The following is a 19,607-nucleotide window of genomic DNA, read 5'->3' as shown; positions in this document are numbered from 1 at the left end:
AGCCTGCCCAGCCCATTTGTGGAAGAAGTCTATCCGTGGCGAGGGGATTTATCCCCGCTGGGCTGCGAAGCAGCCCTAAAACCTGCGGATGCGGTGTATCAGGTTAACCGAGTTGACTGCTTTGGGGCCGCTTCGCGGCCCAACGGGGATAAATCCCCTCGCCACAAGATCTTCAGCGCCCACCAGTGAGAGTGCTGATCAAAACTCGATCCGCACGTCCCCCTTCGGCACGCTGCAGCACGACAGGATGTAGCCTTCGGCTTCGTCGTCCTCGGTGATCCCGCCGTTGTGGTCCATCTCCACTTCCCCACCCAGCTTCAACACCTTGCAGGTGCCGCAGATGCCCATGCCGCAGGCCTTGGGGATCATCATGCCGAGCTTGGCGGCGGCGGCGTGGACGGTTTCCCCCGGGCCCACGCGAATGCTCTTGCCCGAGGCCGTGAATTCCACCAGGTGCAGGTCCGCCACGTCGACTTCCGGCGCTTCGGCGGCCTGTTCGGCTTGCTCCACGGCGTCGGCCCGGGCTTCCGGTGGCGTCGCGCCGAAGGACTCCTCGTGGTAACGCTTCATGTCGAAGCCAGCCGCTTCCAGCAACCGCTTGACCGCGTTCATGTACGGCGTCGGGCCGCAGCAGAACACTTCGCGCTCCATGAAGTCCGGCGCCATCAGCTCCAGCATCTTGTGGTTCAGGTAGCCGCGGTAGCCGGCCCAGGGTTCGCCCAGGCCGTGCTTTTCACAAATCAGGTGCAGGCTGAAGTTGTCGATCCGCGACGCCATGTGCTCCAGCTCGCGGTGGTAGATGATGTCCTTGGGCGAACGAGCGCTGTGGATGAACACCATGTCGACGTTGCCGTTGGTGTCGTAGTACCAGCGCGCCATGGACATCACTGGGGTGATGCCGACGCCGCCGCTGAGGTAGAGCACCTTGGGGCTGGAGAAGTCGATGGCATTGAACAGCCCCACCGGCCCGTGCACCGCCAGCTCCTGGCCCTCGTGCAGGGTGTCGTGCAGCCAGTTCGAGACCTTGCCCCCCGGCACACGCTTGATGGTCACCGAAAAGCTGTAGGGCACCGACGGCGAGCTGGAGATGGTGTAGGAGCGCATGACCGGCTCGCCTTCGATTTCCAGCTCCAGGGTGACGAACTGCCCCGGCTTGAAAAAGAACATGATCGGCTGGTCGGCCATGAAACAGAACGTGCGCACATCCCAGGTTTCCTGGATGACTTTGACGCACCGCACGATATGTCGGCCATTGGCCCAGGTCTGGGTGGTGACCGGGTTCAGGAAATTATTGGACATGCTCATCTCCACGGCCGACTGCCGGCCTTCATGTTGGCGATTGTGCGCAGGCCCCGACACCGCCGTTTACCTATTCGCGACATTGACATACTTATCGCGACCAGCCCCCAACCACCGGGGCTTGCGCGTCGGGAACAGATTGGGCCATGTCGCCCATGGATAAGGTTCCAGCCCTGCGCGGCCCCACACTCGCCCCAACAGACAAACAACGTTTTCTGCCTTGCGTAGCACAACCGACTAGCCCTATTTCGCCGGCCACACAGATGGCCATGAGGATAAAACGATGGACGTGACCACAACCTTGAGCCTGGGCGATCCGCTGGAACCCGCACGCAAGGCCACCGCACAGATGCTGCAGGAGCGCGAGCGCACGTTCTCGTTGCCCCAGCCGTTCTACAGCGACGAGCGCCTGTTCGATATCGACATGCAGGAGATCTTCCAGAAGGAATGGTTGATCGCGGGCATGACCTGCGAGATCCCGGCCAAGGGCAACTACCTGACCCTGCAGGTCGGCAAGAACCCGATCATCGTGATTCGCGGCGCCGACGGCGTGGTGCATGCCTTCCACAACGTCTGCCGCCATCGCGGTTCGCGCCTGTGCACCAGCGAAAAAGGCAAGGTGGCCAAGCTGGTCTGCCATTACCACCAATGGACCTACGAGCTGGACGGCCGCCTGCTGTTCGCCGGCACCGAAATGGGCGCCGACTTCGACATGAAGCAGTACGGCCTCAAGCCGGTGAACGTGAAGACCGCCGGCGGCTACATCTTCATCAGCCTGGCGCAGAACCCACCGGCCATCGACGACTTCCTGTCGACGCTGAACCACTACATGGAACCGTACGACATGGAGAACACCAAGGTGGCGGTGCAAACCACCTTGATGGAAAAGGCCAACTGGAAACTGGTGCTGGAAAACAACCGCGAGTGCTACCACTGCGGCGGTTCGCACCCGGAACTGCTCAAGACCCTGCTGGAATGGGACGACGTCACCGACCCACGGGCCGACCAGGCATTCAAGGACCACGTGGCCGCTTCCGCCGCCGCCTGGGAAGCCGAGAAGATCCCTTACGCCCACGCCAGCTTCGGCCTGCGCAACCGCATCGTGCGCATGCCGCTGCTCAAGGGCACCGTGTCGATGACCATGGACGGCAAGCAAGGCTGCGCCAAGCTGATGGGCCGCATCAAGAACCCGGACCTGGGCTCGATGCGCATCCTGCACCTGCCGCACTCGTGGAACCACTGCATGGGCGACCACATCATCGTGTTCACCGTATGGCCGATCAGCGCCCAGGAAACCATGGTCACCACCAAGTGGCTGGTGCACAAGGACGCGGTCGAAGGCGTCGACTACGACGTCGCGCGCATGCGTGAGGTCTGGGACGCCACCAACGACCAGGACCGTCGCCTGGCCGAAGAGAACCAGCGTGGCATCAACTCCACCGCCTACCAGCCAGGCCCGTACTCCAAGACCTATGAGTTCGGCGTGGTGAACTTCGTCGACTGGTACAGCGAGCGCATGCTCAACAACCTGGGGGCCGAACCGGCGCCGTACCTCAAGGGCGTGCCGGTCCAGGGCTAAAGTCAAAAGCATCGCGGGCAAGCCCGCTCCCACAGGGTTCGGTGTCGTTCACAAACCTGTGGGAGCGAGCTTGCTCGCGATAGCGGTCTGACATTCACCGCCTATTTGGAAGACCACCGCACGCTGCCATCCTCCCCATAAAACGTCTCGACAATCGCCTCCCCGCTCAACTGCACCTTCACATACCCGTTCAGCACCCGCTCCGGGTACGCCTCATCCCCCGCCAGTTGCGTCTCCGACCACAACACCCGCGCATGCCCGTTCAGTTCGCTGGTGGTGCCGTAGGGAATCGCGCCGTGCCCGGCGCAGCGCGCGTGCAGGCCGCCCTGGGTGGCGTAGCAGATGCCATTGTGCAAATGCCCCCAGTACCAATAGTCCGGCTCACGGCCCAAGGCGTCGCACACCGGCTGGTACAGCGCGGTCTTGTGGTGCCCGGAAATATCGAAGCCCTGGTGGTGACTGAGCACCATCAGTTTCTTGCGCTTGGGCAGGCCTTTCATCCAGTCGATCTGCTGGGCGTTGAGGGTGCCGTCCATGTACAGGTTCATGGCGTCCGACGCATAGGCGCTGTCGAGGCCGACCACCAGCCAGTCGTCGTTGTACAAGGCGAAGTAACTGGTGCCCTGCTGCACCGGGAAGCGCTTGGCCAGCTCCTTGAAGTAGCCGTGGGCGCCGCTGTACATCTCGTGGTTGGAATTGAGGGTGAAGGAACCGTGCTTGCCCTGGGGCCAGCCGACCATGTCGACGTCTTCCTGGGAATGGGTGCCGGCGTAATACACGTCCCCCAGGTGAATGGTGAAGTCGGCCTGGGCCAGTTGCATCTGGTTGGCGACCGCGACCGCCGGCGCATGGCTGTCGAACGGCCCCGTGCCCCAGTCGCCGGCGATCGCCAGCACCACGTCGCGGTCCATTTTCACCAGCGCCGGGGTGGTGGCGAACGGCGCATGATGCCGCAGGTTCTCGATCCACTTGAGCAGGGCCTCGCTCCACAACAGGTCCAGCAGCTCCCATTTGCGACAGCCCAGCAACGTGCCGTCCTTGAGTACCCGTGTCGGCAGTTCGTCCTCGCTCTGCGGCAGGGGTTCGGCGTGGCCGATCTTCAGGATCGACAGGCCGTGGGACAGCTCCCACGGCACGGCCGGTTCGTCATCCGGCAGGTCGCCGTGTTCGATCACGTGTCGCGCCTGATCGTGGCCGCGCTGCAGCAACTTGACGATGGCCTGGAACTCCTCGGGCTCCAGGTCGTTGACCAGTTTCTTCCAGGACATCTCCAGCCGCGTGACCAAGCCGTGCAGGCGGACCTTGACCTTGTCGAACTCATGTTCCCAATGGTGCAGTAATGACATGTGGACGCTCCTTCGCAATGCCCTGGGCTACAGGGTCTTCATGAATTCGATCAGGGCCCGCTTATCGACGTCCGACAGCTGCGTGCCGTACAGGTGGCCGCCGTTGTGGTTGCCTTCCAGGCGAGTGTCGTACTTGGAGTCCGCCGACGCCTTCATCTGCGCGCCGCTAGTGACGAACCCGACCTTCTGCGGGTCGTAGATATCGGAACCGGTGTAGAACACCTGCGGACGCTGCTCCGGCGGCTGCAGCAAATCCCACAGGGTCGGCACCGAGCCGTTGTGCAGGTACGGCGCACGCAACCAGATGCCGTCGGTCGGCGTGTTGCTGTAGCTCTGGGTCTTGCGGTAGGCGTCGAAGTCGAACGGCGGTTTCTTGAACGTGTGGAACGCCGTCACCAGGCCGGTGGTGAAGGAGTCCAGGCGATGGGGGTCGGTGCCCAATTGGTCGATGTCAGTGGTGACCTGACCGGTGTCGGCGCGGCCAAAATCATGACAACCGGCACAGTTCTTCTCCCAGATCGGCTGGCCCTGGGCGACTTTCGCCTGGTCCAGGGCAAACGGCCAGGCCGGCGCCTTGTGGCCCAGCAGCCAGTTGGTCACGCGGTTGAAGCTGGGCGGCAGCACCGACTCCGGCGTCGCGCCCACCGCCATCGCCGCGGCGTAGTTGCGCTCATGGATCTTGTTGTTATTGCCGTCCCAGTGCAGGTACATCGACTCGCGGGGTTTCTGGTTCCAGACCTGGGGCAAGTCCACGGTGCCGATGGTGGAGTCATCCGGGAAGCCGAACACCACCATCTTGGTCGGGTTGAACGTGTCGGTCCGCCCCGGCCCCTGGGCCGGACGCAGTTTCTGCCAGGCGTAGGCCTGTTTCTGCTTGAGCAGCGCGCTCTTGGCCATCGGGATGATCAGGTAGCGGTTGTACAACTTCTCGAAAAAGCCCAGCTGGAACTTGCTGTTGATCGCGGCCATGACCGCGTCGGGGGTGAATTTCGGGTCGCTGGCGCAATCGTAGGCGAACCACTGGAAGGCTTGCAGTTGCAGGGTATTGGCCGGCGCGGTGGCGACCGGTATGGCGACATCGCTGGCATTGGCCCGGTAGGAGCCGGTGTGGCACAGGGCGCAGTTGGGCTCCACGGTGGGGTAGCCCAATTGGCGCTTGGCCATGCCGATGGGCAAGTCATTGCCGTTTTCATAGAGGAAACCGAAAACCTCGTAGCCACCCGGCTTGGGCATCTTTTCCGGGCACATCTGCGGCAGTACGGCGAACAGGTAGTACGGGATCCGCGCCTCGATGCCCAGGCCGATGGCCGCGTACTTGTAGTGGTCCTCGTCGGAGGCGAAGTCCGGCTGCGGCACCTCGCGGATCATCTGGTACCAGGTCTGGTAACCGATGAAGCCGAGGACCAGCACCACCACCAGCGCGCCGGTCTTGAACCCGGGCCTCTGCCAGCGCCGCGCCCAGCGCTCGCGCCACTGCCGCCAACCGCTGCGGAGCAAGGCCAGTGGGCGATTGGCCTGGGGACTGCCCAGGTACAGCAGCCCGCCCAGCACCAGGAACATGCTCAAGTCGCCCATCAGCATCGGCACGAACAGCGACCCCTGGTCGCTGGTGTTGATCAGGTAGACCCAGAACACCACCGCCACCAGGCGCGAGAGCACGCACAGCCACGAGTTCACCACGAAGCGCGGCGCGTCGAACCCCGACGGCATGTAGAACAGGCTGATGCCCACCAGCAACATGCCAGTGTTCTCCAGCCAGGGATCGGACAATACCGGCGGCAGGCCCAGCATGGACGTCAGCAACGCCGGCGCGAACAACGCCGGGATCGCGAACACCATGTTCATGACGATCCCGATCCAGATGACGCGTTGGAACCAACGGATGTAAGTGTTCATGGGCATCCTTTTTCCTTATTCCTGACTCACGAGATGCAGCGTCCTGCAGGCCGTCTTCGCGAGCAGGCTCGCTCCCACATGGGGTTGCGATCTCCTGTGGGAGCGAGCCTGCTCGCGAAGAAGTCGACTCGGTCCTAACCCAGCGCCGTCTTCTCCAGATGCCCGAGAATGATCGGGTACACATCCTTCACCGCGTCCTTGCCGAAGATGCAGTCGATATGGCCGTAGCCCGGCACTTCGTGGCGGCTGAACAACTGCGGGCCGTGCAGCTCGCACAGTCGCTGATAGGTCTTGAGGGTGCTTTGCGGCAGGTAGCACTGGTTGTCCGCGCCGCTGATGAAGCAGATCGGCAACTTCAACCGATCGAAATGCGGCATGTAGACGTCGTTGCCCTTGAAGTCCACCAAGTGCCCCTTGCGCACGATCAGCGCCAGGTGCTCGAAGGTGTGCATGTTCGATTCGCCGAACAGCTCATGCAGGTTGTCGTGCAGGGTCTCGTTGAGGGTGTCGTGGCGGTACAGCGAGGCGTACATGAAGGTGATGCGGTGGCAGACCGGGTTGGTGCAATAACCCTGGGCCTCGATCCGCGCATAGCCGTTGAGCGCCTTGTCGTAGAGTTTGTTGAACCAGTTCTCCTTGGTGTCGGCGTAGGCCGTCAGGGACTTGATGCCGATTGCGTCGAGCATGCCCGGCAAGTGCAGGCCGGCCTTCAAGCCGGTGGCCGTGGCCACCACCGTGTCGGCGGCAATTTGTGAGCAGACCACCGAGCGCACGCCTTGCAGGCCCGCCAGCAGCGACATGAAGAACGTCGTCGCCCCGTAGCAATGCACCACGCATTGCACATCACGGGCCAGCGTCGCCTGCTGGATCTGTTCGATGGCCGCCTTGAAGTCGTACTGGGCCACCTGGTCGCCATTCCATTCATGCTTGCTGGCCGGCAACAGGATGCTCACCCGCAGGTCCAGCAGCCAGACGTCGTACCCGTGCTTGCACAGGTACTCCAGCAGGTTGGTGTGGATGGTGTCGGTGGAAAAGATGTTCGACCCCACCCCCAGGCCGTGCACCAGCATGACCGGGCCCTTGGTGCCGGCCTGGTAACGCGTCAGGCGCAACTCGACGTGGTCGTCGGTCTGGAAGAAATGCACGACCGGCGCCGGTGCATCCAGGGGCCGCTTCAACCGGGGCGGCGCGTCCGGGTTGAAGTAGACATCGCCAGCGAACACCCCGCCGTAGCTCTCCCAGAGGATGCCGGCGAAGAACTTGCCGAACCGCGCCAAGGCCTCGACTCGCTCACGCTCATTGCGGGCGTTGAGCACTTTCATGGTGGTCATCTGCTTGGCGAAATCGGCCGGCAGGATGTGCATCACGCCCGAGCCGAGCACCGCGCCGGTCTTGTCCGGCCCGCGATACAAGGTGACGTAGAGCGTGCTGGTGTCGTGCCAGATGTTCAGCACGCCGTTGTCCTCGGGCACGGTCTTGAACGCGCTGAAGTAGTAGTCCGTACCGTCCTCGGCGGTCAGCTTCATGTCGTAGTTCATGTGCCGCACGCCGACCTGCTGCGAGTACTCCTCGAACAGGTTGAACACCCCATCGCTGGCGACCAGCGGCTGCGGCGAAAGCAGCGGCGCGTCCAGGGTGCCTACCAATGTCGCGGCGTGTTCCGGTTCCTTGATCAGGCGGTTGAGATCGTCGACGGTGATGGTCAGGGTGAATTCGATGGGTGAGTTATCGGCCTTGCCGCGCTTGGCCGCCGCTTCGTAGAGCGTCAGGTCGGTACCCTGGGCCTGGGTGAAGGCGGTGGAGAAATAGCCCTTCATGGTCTCGGTGAACTGCACACCCAGGGTCGGCACCGCCACTGGCTTGCTTGGCGCCGAAGGCAACGTGTAGTCGATGGTCCAGCCCCGATCCGCCGCCAGCAGGCCCATGTTGCGCTCGCTCACCGCCGAGATGGTCAGCAGCGGATTGACCGCCAGGGAGGTCGGGATCACCGCGCCGTCGGCCACGTACAACCCGGGGTAGACCTGCGTGCCGCTGGCGCCACTGAACACCTGGCCCTTGTGGTTGACCACCCCTTGCGTCGCGTCCTCGCCCATCACGCAGCCGCCCAGGGGATGGACCGAGACGATGCTGTGCCTGAGCAACTTGGTCCAGATCGGGTTCTCGACCCAGATCCCGCCCAGGGCCTTGGTGCTCTGGTGCAGGCGCTCGTTGCCCAGGGTGACGTTCTCCTGTTCGCCGACGCCGGGCCAGTCGATGCGCAACTGGTCCTGGCTGTCGAGCACCATGCGTCCCTGGCCGTTGTCATGGCTCATGATCAGGTAGGTCTGCATGTTGTGCAGCGCGCCGTAGTAAGGCCCGCGCAGGAAGCTTTCGGCCTCGCGCCCCTTGTACTTGAGGCTGGCACCGAAACCGGTGTCGGTGGGAACCCCGATCATCCCGGCGAACGCCGCCATGCTCGGCACCATGGGCCGGCCGAGGGCGCCGGGGATCGAGCCTTCCTCGATGACCATGCGGCTGCGCCAGTCGCCTTCGGTGCGCATGTCGATGATCGACGTGATACACGGCCCCACCGGTTCCAGCTCCTTGGCCGAATGGGCGCCGAAACCGATGCCGTTGATGGCCTGGTCGCAGTTGTGGCCGAAGCCGAGGATGTCGCCGTTGCCACTCATGTGCTCGCCCAACTGGTCGGACATGACCAGGCCCTTGTCCCGCGAGCGCAACAGGATCTCGGTGGAGCCCAGGGTCCCGGCAGACACCACGACGATGTCGGCCCGTACGAACAGGGTCGGCGCCGAGAACAGCTCGCGGCCGCTGTCCAGGTATTGGAAGTGCACGATCCAGCCATCGCCGTCGCGCTCCAGGTGCCGCACCTCGGCCTGGCAGAAAATCTCTGCGCCGTGGTTCCAGGCATCCGGCAGGTAGTTCATCAAGGTGGTGTTCTTGGCCTTGTTGTTACAACCGGAGACGCAGTCGCCGCAGCCATTGCATGGCAACTGCTCGACCCCCACGTGGTTGAGGTTGTTGGGCAGTTTGTCGAACGTGACGTTGATCGGCGGCTTGTAGAAATGCGCGCCCTGCTTGAGGTAGTCGGCCGACTTCTTGTGGGCGTCGAGCTTGGGCAGGTTGGGTGCCGAGTCTGGATACGCATTGGGCTTGAGCATTTCCCTGGCCCGCGCGTAACCGTCCTTGAGCAGCGTGTCGCGATGCTCGCGCACCGCCTGCGGCCAGCGCGGGTCCTCGAACACCCCAGGCTCCGGCTCCAGCGAAACGTTGGCGTTGATCAGCGAGGTACCGCCCAGGCCGCAGCCCACCACCACATTCTGCTGGGCGTTGACGTGCAGGTCGAACAACCCGGTCCGCGAGCCGATGTGGCCGTCCGGGTCATGCACCTGCAACTCCTCGGTGGCGGCGAGCAGGGTGTTGGGGTACTCGCCGGGCTGTATCTCCCGGCCCCGCTCCAGCAGACACACCTTGCGCCCGGCCCGGGACAGGCGCGAGGCCGCAATGCCTCCGCCGTAGCCCGAACCGATGACAACGACGTCGTAGTGTTCCTGGATTTGGCTGATGGGGGTCGAGATCCGTGTCATGTTCAAGTCCTCTCAGGCAGATGGGGCAACTCTGCGGTTGCCTGTGAATCGATAGGCGTGCGAACGCCTGGCCACTCTTCCCGTAAAGGGAAGGAGCGGCAGTCAGCGGTGTCAGGGGGAATCAGCCAGGCTCGGGGCGCTATAGCCGCGCACGCTGGTTGGCGGCCCGCCGGCGCGTACGCCTGGGCAATGCAACGGGACGCGCCGCAAGACAGGTCACGGGGAAAAATCGATGGGTACAGGGTGGCGGGCTATCCATCATGTGTTCTCCCTGAACCTGGAATGGATAAAAAGAAGCGGTGTCCTTGTGCCATGAGTGAAGACAGGCGACCGACCTGCGTCAAGGGGGTTCCTTAGAACTGTACGAAATTTGATCTATCGCGTTCTGGACTATAGCCAACGTGGCTTGCAGCTGTTCGCGAACAAGTTATCCACATAGCCACCCACAGCAAATGGGGACAAGTGCGACCACATCACCTGATCTAACTGATAAATCGAAAAAAACCGTGACTTATGAACAGGGCTTAGGTGCGATGTCATATCCGATCAAATTCTGATCAGATCTCGCGGAGCCCTGCTATACGGGGCGCCTAGAGGTGAGCAAACAACTTATCCACAGAAGCATCAACAGCGTTTGGGGGTAATTTTGACGCGCCTGTGGAAAATTCAACAGACGCCCGTAATCACAGGCTTTTTTCTGAGTTTTCAGTTCAATACGAATGAATTGATCACTTAATGAGCAACTCAACACAAGGGCCGGGAGGTATGTATTTCGGACAACGATGAACAACTTATCCACAAGAACGTTAACAGAGGTTGGGGACGACCGTTAGCGAGGTTTATACCCAACTCAGTAACCTTAGAAGCCTAAGACCAGGCCTGAACATGCTGTCTGAGCTTGCTCTGATGTGAGGTACGTAGCTCAACGCTGATCCACAGGGGTACAAGAAATAATGGCTACATATGGTACTGCAACTCAATTGGTAAGGATTCTCACTTATAGATTTGGTAATCCTTTTTTACTGAAGGCATTTGACAAAGCGCCTCCTAGAAACAAGAATGATATTCGCTATCATTAGCAACCAACCATCTCATGTTCTAAAAGGAGTTTATGAACATGGAATCAGATTTTTCTTCTCCACAATCCTCTGCTTTTTTGCAGAAGTTTCCAGACATTACATTTTCGAAAGTCGCTCAGTCTAACTGGACGACTCGCCTATCCTTGGCATTTCAACAATTAATTAAACCACTTCAATCTTGTGCCGTACTCGGGCCAGGCGGAGTCTTGTGCCCCGGCGGAGGAGTGCCGGGAGGCGGCTGGAAATGGTAAAAAAATAATCGACTAGATCAGGGAGAACAAGGTAAAGCCCATAAAGGGCTTTACCTTGATAAGGTTATGGATAATCAGCCACCACTATGGTCAATTGACTCATTTGAGAGTAGAAACGTTCCCGATTTTGTCCGGAACGCCTATACCGATATACTTCCTTATATAAAATCTTTTTTAACCTCCAAGCACCCTCATCGCAATGGTGTAGTCTGTCCTTTCATGCCTCAGGCGATAAAAAATCAAGAAATTTATTTCACTTACTTTGAGCCTCAGCATAATTGCGATGAAACCATAACTAATTGCTTAAAATTTTACACATCACATCGAGATAAAAAAACATTCGGAGCCATAATAATACTATTCCCCGAAGACTTCAGCATCGAGGAACTTTTAAAGATACACATTAGAAACAAAGAGCAATGCATTCGTCAATCAATGATGCTTGGAGCACTATACAGAACCAGCTCAGCACCTAGTTTACATAGCTCAGAATACTACCCACTCCGAACACCAACGCCCATTCTTGTGCTTCGTGATATCACAGCCAGTGATTTAGTTTTTTTAGAACCCGATCATTATTCTCTAAAATCAAAGCACATATTTCTCAGCGCCTTTATACGCCATTTCTCCGCAGACAGGCGCTCATCCTATACGGATTTACAACTTGCCAAAGCCATAACATTAAGAAAATTTATTACTTATAAAATAATTTTTTCCAGATTGCTTCTGGCATCGTGCTTGGTCACTACCGTGATGATCTTGACTCTATTCCTTTAGAGAACCATACAAATGTTCATAAGAAACCGATTATTCATACTTTCAATAACGCTGGCTTTTCTTCAACAAATAAGTCTTGCATTGTCCACCTACTTCATTGCCTTGGCGGGGGAGGCACTCTCATCTCAAAGATATTCATCTATCAAAGCTTACATTATATGTTTTTTTGCTTTCGCGCTATTTGCCTACCTCGTTAGCTCTGCTGGGGAACTGCTACGTGTACGATTACAAAACGCAACCTGGAAGGAATATGTCATTCGCACTTTCTTATCGATGAGGAAAGATATTAGCCTTTCCTCCTCCAAGAATAATAAAATGACAACCAGCTGGCTGACGGGTGAAGCGGCAGGCACGATAGAGCACGCCGCCGCCTTTTACATTGGAATGTTCTCCACTTACTGCAACATCATTCTTACGCTCACCGTTTTTTATTTAACGCTTGGCTATTGGGTCTCTAGCGCCCTGCTCACCTCTCTCATCATTTCAGTTCTATTTGTTTTTATGATGAGAGGTAAAATAGATGCATATGCCACTAGCATGCAGAAGACTAAACTCCAGGCCCTCCTAGAAGTTGAGCCTTTATGGCACAACTGCCATTTCGCCAGCTCCAAGATGTTTGAACTCAGAAGAGCAAGGTATTCAGAGCAATCAGAGACGTACTTTCGAACCACGGAAAAATATGTGTTACTCGAACAAATTATTGCCTGTCTGCCCATCTGCGCGGCGGTACTCATTATTATAGCCGCACTTTACTTGCCTTCGGAATCAGCTGTTCCGCTAGGAGTATTAGTTGCTGTATTGCCGAGAACATTACAATTATTCGGGAGCGTCCATGCACTCAGCATGTATGGGAGTCAATTCGTGATTGTGAGACGAAAGGTAGACAACCTAATCCAATTCACCCGTTCTCTTGAAAGGCAAGATATTGCTTCGCAGATAAACATAGAGAACATCTCTATCACAAACGTTGCCACTTGTGAAACGTATGAATTAGTGAGCTTCCAGAAGAAGTTGACTAAGAAACAGTTGGAACCAGGGCGCTACCTAATACAAGGCGACAACGGGTCCGGAAAATCATCCTTTCTAAAGCTTCTCAAGTCCCTTCCTAAAGAATCGGTACTCATATCTCCCGATATAAATTTTTCCGAACCCCATGAAAACCTCTCAACAGGGCAGCGCCAAATGAAACAAATATTGGAATTATTGGCTCAGCCTGTGGATATTTTTCTGCTTGACGAGTGGGATGCCAACCTGGACAAATTCAATAGAGAGGATCTAAACGCCGAGATTGAAAGAATCGCTGCGGGGAAAATAGTTATTGAAGTGCGGCATATGAACTCGAGACATACGGAAAAGCCAGTAAAAACCGCTAGTTAGGCTGATCATTTTTTGATCGCAGGGCTGTAGGGCTTGTTTGACGCGGGGTTCAGCGAGGGGCGAACAGGTTATCCACAGGCGGACGCACAGGGATTGTGAGTAACAGGATTAAATGACGGTGGGAGTGAGCCTGCTCGCGAATAGCGGCGTACCTGTCGATGAAGATGTTGCCTGGTACACCGCCTTCGCGAGCAGGCTCGCTCCCACAGAGGTTTGGGGTGCGCTTGGATTAGCGGACCACCCCTTCCTCAACCAACAACTTGAGAATCGCCTCGGCGCCGGCCTCCGGGCTCACGCCCTTGAGCACCTGCCCGCCTCCGCCGCTGGCCTTGGCCGTGGCGGCTTTCATGCGGTCGGCACCGCTCTTGGCCTTGATCACTTTAAGGCGCTTGGGGCGTGGCTTGGCCGGTTGCAGGGTCGCCACCGCCAGTAGCGCGTCATCGATCACCTCGACTTCCTCGGCGTGCAGGGCACCCCGCCGCGCCGGGCCGTAGGCGCTTTGCCGTGGCTTTGGCGCGGCGTTATCCACAGTCGCCAGGAACGGCAGGCGCACTTTCAAGCGGCGCCGTTGCCCGCGAGGCAGGGCTTGCAGCACCAGAGCGACGCCGCTGTCGATGGATTCGACCTGGGCCAGCCCGACCACCAGCGGCCAGCCGAGGTTTTCCGCCAGCAGGAACGGCAGCATCCCGGAACCCTCGCCGGTTTCCGCCTGGCTGCCGGTGAGCACCACTTGGGCACCGGCATCACGCAGGTAGTCGGTCAGGGCCGGCAGCGCGTCGGCGCCCTCGGGGTTTTCGAGGACGTGGAGTTCGTCCAGGCCCATGCCCAGGTAAGCGCGCAAGGCCGGCTCGGCCACGTCGCCCGCGTGCAGCACCCGCAGGTCGTTGCCGGCCAGTTGCAGGCCCAGCTCCACGGCACGGGCGTCCTGTTCAGCGCGACGGGGCCGGCCGGAAGTCGGGTGGGCGCCGATGGAGACGAGGCTGATCACTTGAGTACTCATCGTTGAATCCTTAGCTTAAGCCGCATCGCGCCTGGCTTCGCTGCGGTAGGCTTCTACCGCCGCGATCAGGGCCTTGAGAATCGCCGCGCTGTCACCGATCACCGACAGGTCCGCCCGCTTGATCATGTCGCAGCCCGGGTCGAGGTTGATCGCCACCACCTTGTCGCAGGCACCGATGCCTTGCAGGTGCTGGATCGCCCCGGAAATCCCTACGGCCACGTAGACCCGCGCGGTCACCCACGTGCCGGACGCGCCCACCTGGCGGTCCCGTGCCATGAAGCCATCGTCCACCGCCACTCGCGAAGCGCCCTCGGTAGCCCCCAGGGCCGCGGCGGTCCGGTGGAAAAGATCCCAGTCCTTGACCCCGTTGCCGCCGGAGAAGATGAACTCGGCCTCGGCCATCGGAATCGCGCCCGGGTCCACCGCCACCGCACCGAGGTCCTCGATGCGCGACAAGCTGCGGGCCACGCCTGTGGATAACTCCACCGGCAGTGCTTCGTGACGGGTTTCGCTGACCGGTTCGGCGCATTCGGCCGCTGCCAGGATCAAGCGTGCCACTGGCCGGGCCAAGTCTTGCAAGCCCGCACCGGCGCGGCCGATGCATTCTTCGCCCTTGACCTGCCAGACCCGCGTGGCTGGGCGTTCACCCAGCGCCGCGGCGAACCGCCGGCCCAGTTCGCCGCCGCCGCTGCGGCTGTCCGGCAGCAGCCAGTGGCGCGGGTTGAACTGGTTATCCACAGCCCGCAAGCCCTGCACCCGTTGTTCCGGTGCATAACCGTTGAAGGCCTCGCCTTCGAGCACCAGCAAGCGGTCGACGCCCGCCGTGGCGAAGGTGGTTTCCTTGTGCTCGCCAAAGACCACGGCCAGCACCGCGCCGTCGCTGCCGGCCAGTTGATGGGCCAGGCCGAGCAGGTCCCGGTCGTGGGCACTGAGACGCCCGCCGACCATGTCCGGCACCACGCTGATGTAGAACGCCGGTTGCACCACCTGGTGCAACGGCAGTTGCACTTCGGTGGACGCGGTGCGCTTGGTCGCGCCGCCCTGCTGGGCGCCGCTGCGGTCGATACGCTTGATGCCACTGGGGCCGATGAAGCCCACGCCGTGGACATTCTTGCGGATGATCCCGTTAGGCCCCATCCAACTGTGCTGGACCGGTTGCATGGCCGCATGCAGTGGGTGCAGGCGGTTACGGGCGATCCACTCGGCGCGAGGGTCGCGGCGGATGATGTCGCTCATTAATGCACCTCCGCAGGTTCACGTTTGGCCGGGGCCGCGGTTTTACCCGACGCCACGTCTTCAAGCAGGGCATCGGCCACCAGTTCGGCGATGTCCTTGATCATCGGCCGTGGCTCGACCACGCCTTCGAGCATCGCCGTGCATTGTGGGCAACCCACGGCCACCAGTTCGGCGCCGGTTTCGCGGATGTCTTCCATGCGCATGTCGGGGATCCGCTGCTTGCCCGGGATGTCGGTGATCGGTGCACCGCCGCCACCGCCGCAGCAACGCGAGCGGAAACCGGAACGCTGCATTTCCTTGACCTCGATGCCCAGTGCACGCAACACCTGGCGCGGGGCCTCGTATTCGCCGTTGTAGCGGCCCAGGTAGCACGGATCGTGATAGGTCACGCTGTCGCCCTTGTGCTGGCCGAGGTTCAGCGCACCGGCGTCGATGATTTCCGCCAGGTAGGTGCTGTGGTGCTGCACCAGGTAGTTGCCCTCGAAGGCGCCGTACTCGTTCTTCAGCACGTGGAAGCTGTGGGGGTCGCAGGTGACGATGCGGTTGAAGCGGTATTTGCCCAGGGTCTGGATGTTGCGCTTGGCGAGCAGCTGGAACGTGGCCTCGTCACCCAGGCGCCGGGCCACGTCGCCGCTGTCGCGCTCTTCGAGGCCGAGCACGGCGAAGTCGATCCTCGCCGCCTTGAGCACCTTGACGAACGCGCGCAGGGTACGCTGGTTGCGCATGTCGAAGGCACCGTCGCCGACCCAGAACAGCACGTCGGTGGATTTCTTCTCGCTGAGCAGGTTCAGGTTCAGGTCCGCCGCCCAGTTCATCCGCCCGCCCGGGGCGAAGCCGCCAGGGTTGTCGGTGGCGATCAGGTTTTCCAGGACTTCGGCGCCTTTGTTCGGGGTGGCGCCTTTTTCCAGGGTCAGGTGCCGGCGCATGTCGACGATGGCATCGACGTGCTCGATCATCATCGGGCACTCCTCCACGCACGCCCTGCAGGTGGTGCACGACCACAGCGTCTCGGCGTCCACCAGCCCATTGACGATCGGCTGGTGCGGATTGCCGCCGTGCTCGCCTATCGGCTTGCCCGGATACGGGCTACCAGCGAACTTCGCATCGGTGCCGCCGGCCAGGCCGACAACCATGTCCTGGATGAGTTTTTTCGGGTTCAACGGCTGGCCGGCGGCAAAGGCCGGGCACGCGGCTTCGCATTTGCCGCACTGCACGCAGGCATCGAAGCCGAGCAATTGGTTCCAGGTGAAATCCTTGGGCTTCTCCACCCCCAGCGGCGCCGCCGGGTCATTCAGGTCCAGCGGTTTCAGGCCGGTGGAACGGCCGCCGCCGAAGCGTTCAGGGCGGCGGTGCCAGGCCAGGTGCAGGGCACCGGCGAAGGCGTGCTTCATCGGTCCGCCCCAGGTCATGCCGAAGAACAGCTCCGAAACGCCCCACAGCACACCGACGCCGAGGATCGCCGCCAGCACCCAGCCGCCGAAGTTTTCCGGCAGGATGTCGGCCACCGGCAGGGTCACCAGGAAGAACGATACCGAGAACGCCAACAGGCTTTTCGGCAGGCGCATCCACGGGCCTTTCGACAGCCGTGCCGGCGGATTGCGGCGACGCAGGTAGACGAAGATCGCACCGACGAACATCACCGCTGTCATCAACAGCAGCGCATAACCGAGGAAGCGGTTATGCAGGCCGAACCCGTGCACCAGGATCGCCAGCACGATCGACGCCACCGCGCCGCCCGCCGTGGCGACGTGGGTGTTGGCGATGTATTTGTCCCGCGCCACCACGTGGTGCAGGTCCACCATGTAGCGCTTGGGCATGGCGAACAGGCCACCGACCAGGTCGACCCTGGACGGTCGGCCCCGGCGCCACATGTTCACCCGCCGCAAGGCGCCAAGGGCCGCCAGGCCGATGGCTGCGAACAGCAGGATGGGAAGAAGGGTGTTCAACATAGGTGTTGCTCCCAAAGACTTCAGGGTCTTGCAGGCACAGAAACCTGGATGTCTTGCTCGATCCCTGTGGGAGCAAGGCTTGCCCGCGATGCAGTCGACTTGGTCAGTCAGATGCTGGCGTCGCATTTGTCGCGGGCAAGCCTTGCTCCCACAGGGTTATCCACAAGCCGTTAGAAATCCTTGCACAACCGCAGGGCGTCATAGATGGCGGCGTGTGTATTACGCTGCGCCACGCAGTCACCGATACGGAACAGCAGGTAGCCATCGCCACTCTGCTCCAGGCACGGCTGGGGCTTGATCGCGAACAGGGCTTCGACGTCGATCTGGCCCTTGTTGCGCGAACCGTCCTTGAGGGCGTAGTAGATTTCCTCGTCCGGCCGCACGCCGTTCTCCACCACCACCTGGTCCACCACGCGTTCTTCCTTGGCCCCGGTGTATTCGTTCTCCAGCACCGCCACCAGCTTGTCGCCTTCGCGGTAGACCTTCTCCAGCATCATGTCCCCGGTCATGATCACTTCTTTCGGGTACATGCTGCGGTAGTAAGTGGGGAACGACGTCCCGCCAATGGCCACGCCCGGCTTGATGTCGTCGGTGACGATCTCGACCTGGCTGCCCTTGTCGGCGAGGAAGTCGGCCACCGACATGCCGGTGAACTCGCAGATGGTGTCGTAGACCAGCACGTTCTTGCCCGGTGCGACCTTGCCGTCGAGCACGTCCCAACTGCTGACCACCAGCCCTTCGGCGGCGCCCCAGTGCTCGTTCTGCTCCAGGTACGGATGCCCGCCGACGGCCAGCACCACCACATCGGGGCGCAGGTCCATGATGGTCGGCGCATCCGCCGCCACGCCCAGGCGCAGGTCGACTTTCAGCCGCGCCAGTTCCAGTTGGTACCAGCGGGTGATACCGGCGATCTGGTCCCGTTGCGGTGCCTTCGAGGCCGTGGTGATCTGCCCGCCGATGAATTCCTTCTTCTCGAACAGGGTCACGTCATGGCCACGCTCGGCCGCCACGCGAGCCGCTTCCATCCCGGCCGGGCCGGCACCGACGATGACCACCTTGCGCTTGGGCCCGGTGGACTTCTCGATGATGTGCGGCACGCCCATGTATTCACGGGACGTCGCGGCGTTCTGGATGCACAGCACGTCCAGGCCCTGGTACTGGCGGTCGATGCAATAGTTGGCACCGACGCACTGCTTGATCTGGTCGACCTGGCCCATCTTGATCTTGGCGATCAGGTGCGGGTCGGCGATGTGGGCACGGGTCATGCCGACCATGTCGACGTAGCCGCCCTCCAGGATCCGCGTGGCCTGGTTCGGGTCCTTGATGTTCTGCGCGTGCAGCACCGGGACCTTGACCACTTCCTTGATACCGGCGGCCAGGTGCAGGAACGGCTCCGGTGGATAACTCATGTTCGGGATGACGTTGGCCAGAGTGTTGTGGGTGTCGCAACCCGAGCCCACCACGCCGATGAAGTCCAGCATGCCGGTGTCATCGTAATACTTGGCGATCTGCTTCATGTCCTCGTGGGACAGGCCGTCCGGGTGGAACTCGTCACCGCAGATGCGCATGCCCACGCAGAAGTCGTCGCCCACTTCGGCACGCACGGCCTTGAGCACTTCCAGGCCGAACTTCATCCGGCCTTCGAAGCTGCCGCCCCACTCGTCGGTGCGCTTGTTGACCCGCGGGCTCCAGAACTGGTCGATCATGTGCTGGTGCACGGCGGACAGCTCGACGCCGTCCAGGCCGCCGGCCTTCGCGCGACGTGCCGCCTGGGCGTAGTTGCCGATCACCCGCCAGATTTCTTCCGGCTCGATGGTCTTGCAGGTGGCGCGGTGCACCGGTTCGCGGATGCCGGACGGCGACATCAGGGTCGGCCAGTTGAAGCCGTCCCAACGCGAGCGACGGCCCATGTGGGTAATCTGGATCATGATCTTGGCGCCATGCTTGTGCATGGCGTCGGCCAGGTTCTGGAAGTGCGGGATGATGCGGTCGGTGGACAGGTTCACCGAGCTCCACCATTCCTGCGGGCTGTCGATGGCCACCACCGACGAGCCGCCACAGATCGCCAGGCCGATGCCGCCCTTGGCCTTCTCTTCGTAGTACTTCACGTACCGATCGGTGGTCATGCCGCCGTCGGTGGCGTAGACCTCGGCGTGCGCGGTGCTGAGCACGCGGTTGCGGATGGTCAGCTTGCCGATCTGGATCGGCTGGAACATTGCTTCAAAAGCCAT

Annotated in this window: 11 protein-coding genes; 3 read left to right on the top strand and 8 right to left on the bottom strand. The window is 60.8% G+C overall.

From position 1 onward, the window contains the following. Window positions 1-198: 198 nt before the first annotated feature. On the bottom strand, window positions 199-1,299 hold the full coding sequence (gene gbcB, locus Q6A48_RS05935; protein WP_304552621.1) for a glycine betaine monooxygenase reductase subunit: 1,101 nt from the start codon (window positions 1,297-1,299) through the stop codon (window positions 199-201). Window positions 1,300-1,582: 283 nt separating this feature from the next. Here gbcB and gbca point away from each other — a divergent pair, with 283 nt between their 5' ends. Next, a complete protein-coding gene (gbca, locus tag Q6A48_RS05930) occupies window positions 1,583-2,878 on the top strand; it encodes a glycine betaine monooxygenase oxygenase subunit (RefSeq protein WP_304552620.1) in 1,296 nt (431 codons plus the stop codon). A gap of 101 nt (window positions 2,879-2,979) precedes the next feature. On the opposite strand, the gene Q6A48_RS05925 is transcribed toward gbca, so the two are convergent. The 3 genes from Q6A48_RS05925 to Q6A48_RS05915 all read right to left on the bottom strand — a co-directional run bounded on the left by Q6A48_RS05925 (window position 2,980) and on the right by Q6A48_RS05915 (window position 9,707). Further along, window positions 2,980-4,224, bottom strand: a complete 1,245-nt coding sequence (locus Q6A48_RS05925; RefSeq protein ID WP_304552619.1) for a metallophosphoesterase — start codon at window positions 4,222-4,224, stop codon at window positions 2,980-2,982. 27 nt (window positions 4,225-4,251) lie between these two features. Continuing rightward, the gene (locus Q6A48_RS05920) at window positions 4,252-6,120 is read right to left on the bottom strand and encodes a c-type cytochrome (protein ID WP_304552618.1); all 1,869 of its coding nucleotides are present in this window, start codon (window positions 6,118-6,120) and stop codon (window positions 4,252-4,254) included. A 134-nt stretch (window positions 6,121-6,254) separates the two neighbouring features. After that, window positions 6,255-9,707, bottom strand: a complete 3,453-nt coding sequence (locus Q6A48_RS05915; protein ID WP_304552617.1) for an alpha/beta fold hydrolase — start codon at window positions 9,705-9,707, stop codon at window positions 6,255-6,257. Window positions 9,708-11,103: 1,396 nt separating this feature from the next. Between Q6A48_RS05915 and Q6A48_RS25995 the strand changes: the two genes are divergently transcribed. Both Q6A48_RS25995 and Q6A48_RS05910 read left to right on the top strand, forming a co-directional pair. After that, on the top strand, window positions 11,104-11,814 hold the full coding sequence (locus Q6A48_RS25995) for a DUF6875 domain-containing protein (protein ID WP_369811668.1): 711 nt from the start codon (window positions 11,104-11,106) through the stop codon (window positions 11,812-11,814). Between the two features lie 81 nt (window positions 11,815-11,895). Beyond that, the gene (locus Q6A48_RS05910) at window positions 11,896-13,191 is read left to right on the top strand and encodes a hypothetical protein (RefSeq protein WP_304552616.1); all 1,296 of its coding nucleotides are present in this window, start codon (window positions 11,896-11,898) and stop codon (window positions 13,189-13,191) included. Window positions 13,192-13,420: 229 nt separating this feature from the next. Here the strand turns inward: Q6A48_RS05910 and etfB are convergent, their stop codons facing one another. From etfB to dgcA, 4 genes are all read right to left on the bottom strand, one after another. Beyond that, on the bottom strand, window positions 13,421-14,191 hold the full coding sequence (gene etfB, locus Q6A48_RS05905; protein WP_304552615.1) for an electron transfer flavoprotein subunit beta: 771 nt from the start codon (window positions 14,189-14,191) through the stop codon (window positions 13,421-13,423). A gap of 15 nt (window positions 14,192-14,206) precedes the next feature. Then, window positions 14,207-15,427, bottom strand: a complete 1,221-nt coding sequence (gene etfA, locus Q6A48_RS05900; protein ID WP_304552614.1) for an electron transfer flavoprotein subunit alpha — start codon at window positions 15,425-15,427, stop codon at window positions 14,207-14,209. Continuing rightward, entirely contained in the window at window positions 15,427-17,376 is a 1,950-nt protein-coding gene (gene dgcB, locus Q6A48_RS05895) for a dimethylglycine demethylation protein DgcB (protein WP_304552613.1), read from the bottom strand. Before dgcB ends, etfA begins: the two co-directional genes overlap by 1 nt. 170 nt (window positions 17,377-17,546) lie before the next feature. After that, window positions 17,547-19,607, bottom strand: a complete 2,061-nt coding sequence (dgcA, locus tag Q6A48_RS05890) for a dimethylglycine demethylation protein DgcA (protein ID WP_304552612.1) — start codon at window positions 19,605-19,607, stop codon at window positions 17,547-17,549.

Source organism: Pseudomonas citrullilanati (genome assembly GCF_030580855.1).
In the GTDB taxonomy this organism is placed as follows: Bacteria; Pseudomonadota; Gammaproteobacteria; order Pseudomonadales; family Pseudomonadaceae; genus Aquipseudomonas; species Aquipseudomonas citrulli.
The sequence above is the reverse complement of the archived record's forward strand: the minus strand, read 5'-3'. Positions and strand labels throughout refer to the sequence as shown.